The following is a 3701-nucleotide window of genomic DNA, read 5'->3' on the forward strand; positions in this document are numbered from 1 at the left end:
CTATAAATTTGCTCCAACCGTATCTTTTGTTAAGCTCAAACATTGTCTTGATATATACATATGTTTTACCTGTACCTGTTTCCATTTCAATATCAAGACTGCATCTTCCCAAATCTTTAATAAGAGAAGAAGATAATTTAATATTATTCTGCGACTGCAAATCGTGAATGTTTTTTAATAATTGTTCGTCTGAAAGTTCAACAACTTCGTTTTTGTATCCGGTGTCATCAAGTATATCTAAGTTTTCACCAAATTCATCCTCAAAGGCAAGAGTAAGTTGTGTCTGCTGTCCCTTTAATTTGCCTTTGTCACGGATGTAACTGATTTTGTCGTGGTAGCCTTGTCCGTTAAACACTTTAACAACAGCATCAACAGCTTCAGTTTGGTATTCTTGTATTTTAAAATTAAATTTCATTATAACACCTCTTTTGGTGGTTGTAATTCTTTTAATGCAACCTCAAGATTGCCACCTGCATCATAGTTCTGCTTTTTATAAAAATCACTTAAAGATTTATGATACCATATCACAGAGCATACACAGTTTGAATCGCTTTCCAATCGTTTTAACAATTCAGATGCTATACCTTTGTTTCGATAGGCTTCATTCACATATAAAAACTGAGGAAGTAACACTCCGTTTTGTAGTATATATCCATATACAAAGCCAATGATTTCACCTTCGGATATTGCTAAATAAATCTTTTCGTAATTATTTGGCATCCGCTTTATTGCGGAAAAAACTTGAAAAATAGTGTTTTTCCATATATCTTCAAGTTCAATAAGCATTTTTAATACTTTGGACTTATAGTTATTTCTATATTTTTTGTACTGTACATCATCCATTATAGCACCTTCCTCACCGTGTCGGGACTGAAGGTTGCGAATATCTGTTCAAAGTTTGTTGCAACACTATCATTTGCCATAGAGCTGTCACGCATAACAAAGTAATATGGTTTCTTTTGTGCAATTTCTTTAATAACTTCATCATTTACATCTTTATCAAAACAAGCGATAAGGAAGTTATCTGCAACATTAAACACTTTTTTACCTGCTATAGTTGTTTCTTCGATTTCACTTGATAAAAGCACACCTAAATCAAGCATTACTTGGAAGAGTAAGTCTTCCGGAGTTCTGTCCTCTTTGATATTGTCTTCCATTGTGTCAAGGAATGATGGTTCAAACTCCGATGGGTTATAATATACATCTTTCATATTAGATGTATCACACTTTAAAACTCTAAAGCCACTATCAAATTTAGCGTCGGGATTTTCTTCTGCAATTTTCTTTGCAGCTCTGCGAATACGCTCTTTTCCAACTTCACATATTGTTTTATACTCCGAGTTGTTGTTTGCAGAACTTTTGCCTATTTCTTCCGGCAACTGTACCATAATGTATTTTCTATTACCATCATCTTTCGCATTCATTTTCATTGTTGCGTGTGCTGTTGTTGCAGAACCAGAGAAAAAATCTAATACTATTGAATTTTCATCAACAATCATTGCTTCTAAGTACTCAATATAATCAACTGGTTTTGGGAAATCAAACGGCAACCCGTTATCGCTCAAAAAATGTACATCAGTTTGTGTGTCAAAAAAGTTTATTCCTTTTGGTATTTGCATTAAATAATCGTGTAAATATAGCTTCGTTTGAGGAACAATAGTTTCATCTTTTCCAAAGAGCAATTTGTTTTCATCTACAAGTCTTTGAATTTCACTATCTTTATATCTCCAACCACCTTTTGGCATTTTGCAAGGCTTTTTAGTAATTGGATGAAGAATTTGTGTTGTCACATTACCACTTTGAACACCACCAATTGGACCTGCTCTGAAAATACCTCCATCATCACAAAAATAATAGTGGTCGAAATCATAAAAACGAGGATATTTAACTAATGCTCTAAGTTCGGCTGCTATTTCTTCTTGTGATGCACCTGATTTAAACAATTTATTTGCTCTTGACTCAAATTCAGCAACATTATTTTTCGGAACTCTCCAATCTCCGCCATTTGCTTCTTTGTTTTTACAATATATCAAAGAGTAATCGTGCATTATTGACATAAATTTTGCAATGTTTTGTGTTGGCGAACTTACTCTAACTGTTAATCCAATAAAATTGCTTTGTCCAAAAATTTCATCACATACTTTTTTTAAATTATCAACTTCGTGGTCATCTATGCTAATAATTATGACTCCATCATCAGAAAGTAAATCTTTTGAGATTTTTAATCGAGGATAAATCATATTAAGCCAATCAGTATGGTATCTTCCGTTGCTTTCAAAGTTCTGAACAAGTCTATTCCCCTCATCGTTATATTGTCCGCTCATAGAAATATATTCAGTTGCTGCTTGAGTAAAATCATCTTCATAAACAAAATCGTTTCCTGTATTATATGGAGGGTCTATGTAAATCATTTTAATCTTGCCGAGATAAGTTTCTTGCAAAAGTTTTAATACTTCAAGATTGTCGCCCTCAATGTAGAGGTTTTCCGTTGTATCAAAGTTTACACTTTCTTCCTTATAAGGTCTTAAAGTTTTATTTATAGGAGCATTGGCAAGAAGGATAGATTTCTTCTTATCAGGCCAAGTAAACTGATAACGTTCATCAGCACCATCGACAACAGTTGCTGAAATTTCTTGCATTAAAATGTCTTTATCAATAGCACGAACAATATCTCCATGCTCGTCTTTTGTTTCGGTTACAGCATTAGGAAAGAGTGCTGCTAACTTAGCAAAGTTTTCATCCGCCTTATTGGGTGTGTGCATCTTTAATTTATCACTCATTTTAAAATCCTCCATTGTATATCACTTCATAATATTCCTTACAATTTGTTAATTGCTCAGTGATATTTTCTTTTTTCTTATCGGTTTTAGCTTTAGATAATTTTTTTGTCAACTTCTTAATTAAGTTATCTAATTTGGGTTTATAATTATCTAACGCTTTATAAACAAACGGTTGTAATGTAAATCTTGTAGGTATCGTATTTGTTCGTATATCTATTGAAACTAATTGCTGACCGCCTGCGTATATAAACCCTCGTGCCAATAAACCTTGCGTTAAAGGTTGGCTGTAATCAAGGGTTGTTGTATAACCTTGAGAATTGTACATTTTAATGATAATCGCCTGTTCGGTATCGTTCATATCCATAAATATCTTAAATGTCCGTCTATCTCTTGAGAGTCTAAAGCATAAGTTTGAAAACTTTTCCTTGATAAAATATGCTATATAAATTATTATCAAGCAAGAAGTTATCAGAAAAATAATACCTATGACGAAACCGTTTTCATTCTTCCACTCTAAGACACCAATTTTTTTGAGAAGTTTTTCTTCTAAGAATATCAAACTACACGAAAAAATCCAAGCAGTTGGTAATATGATTTTAATTGGCAGTTTTAGGAACTTTATGATATTTGAAATCCACTCCATATAATCCTCCTGTTATTCTAATACATCCTCTTTATTGTTTTTAGGCGTAAGTCCTATTATAAAATCCGTAAGTAAAATAGCATTTAAAGATGCCTTTTTATTTGGATATTTTTTATATTTACTGTGCGAAACAGCATTGCGGTTCGGAACGCCGTCTATGACTTCTTCAGGAGAATTGCAATCACACACGATGAAATTCTCATAAAAATCAGAAAATATCGTATCGAAGTCATTTTCGCCTATAAGCTCTTTAAAACCTTCTTTGGTTTTCTTTGAAC

At 32.8% G+C, this 3701-nt stretch carries 4 protein-coding genes; all 4 read right to left on the reverse strand.

The window, feature by feature from the left end; all coding sequences use genetic code 11:
• Positions 1–415 (reverse strand): restriction endonuclease subunit R (locus tag E7419_08260; protein ID MBE7015168.1); only part of this gene is annotated, 415 nt, incomplete at its 3' end.
• The gene (locus E7419_08265) at positions 415–843 is read right to left on the reverse strand and encodes a GNAT family N-acetyltransferase (protein MBE7015169.1); all 429 of its coding nucleotides are present in this window, start codon (positions 841–843) and stop codon (positions 415–417) included. The genes E7419_08265 and E7419_08260, both read right to left, overlap by 1 nt.
• A complete protein-coding gene (locus tag E7419_08270) occupies positions 843–2780 on the reverse strand; it encodes a site-specific DNA-methyltransferase (protein MBE7015170.1) in 1938 nt (645 codons plus the stop codon). The genes E7419_08265 and E7419_08270 overlap by 1 nt, the downstream gene beginning before the upstream one ends.
• 1 nt (position 2781) lies before the next feature.
• Positions 2782–3423: a hypothetical protein gene (locus E7419_08275; protein ID MBE7015171.1), complete on the reverse strand. Its 642-nt coding sequence runs from the start codon at positions 3421–3423 to the stop codon at positions 2782–2784.
• Positions 3424–3701 lie beyond the last annotated feature (278 nt).

Source organism: Oscillospiraceae bacterium (assembly GCA_015068525.1).
GTDB lineage: Bacteria > Bacillota > Clostridia > UMGS1840 > HGM11507 > SIG450.

What these genes read in the sequence shown, in the direction of transcription:
- E7419_08265 (MBE7015169.1), bottom strand. Translation starts at nt 843, where the DNA reads ATGGATGATGTACAGTACAAAAAATATAGAAATAACTATAAGTCCAAA.
- E7419_08270 (MBE7015170.1), bottom strand. Translation starts at nt 2,780, where the DNA reads ATGAGTGATAAATTAAAGATGCACACACCCAATAAGGCGGATGAAAAC.
- E7419_08275 (MBE7015171.1), bottom strand. Translation starts at nt 3,423, where the DNA reads ATGGAGTGGATTTCAAATATCATAAAGTTCCTAAAACTGCCAATTAAA.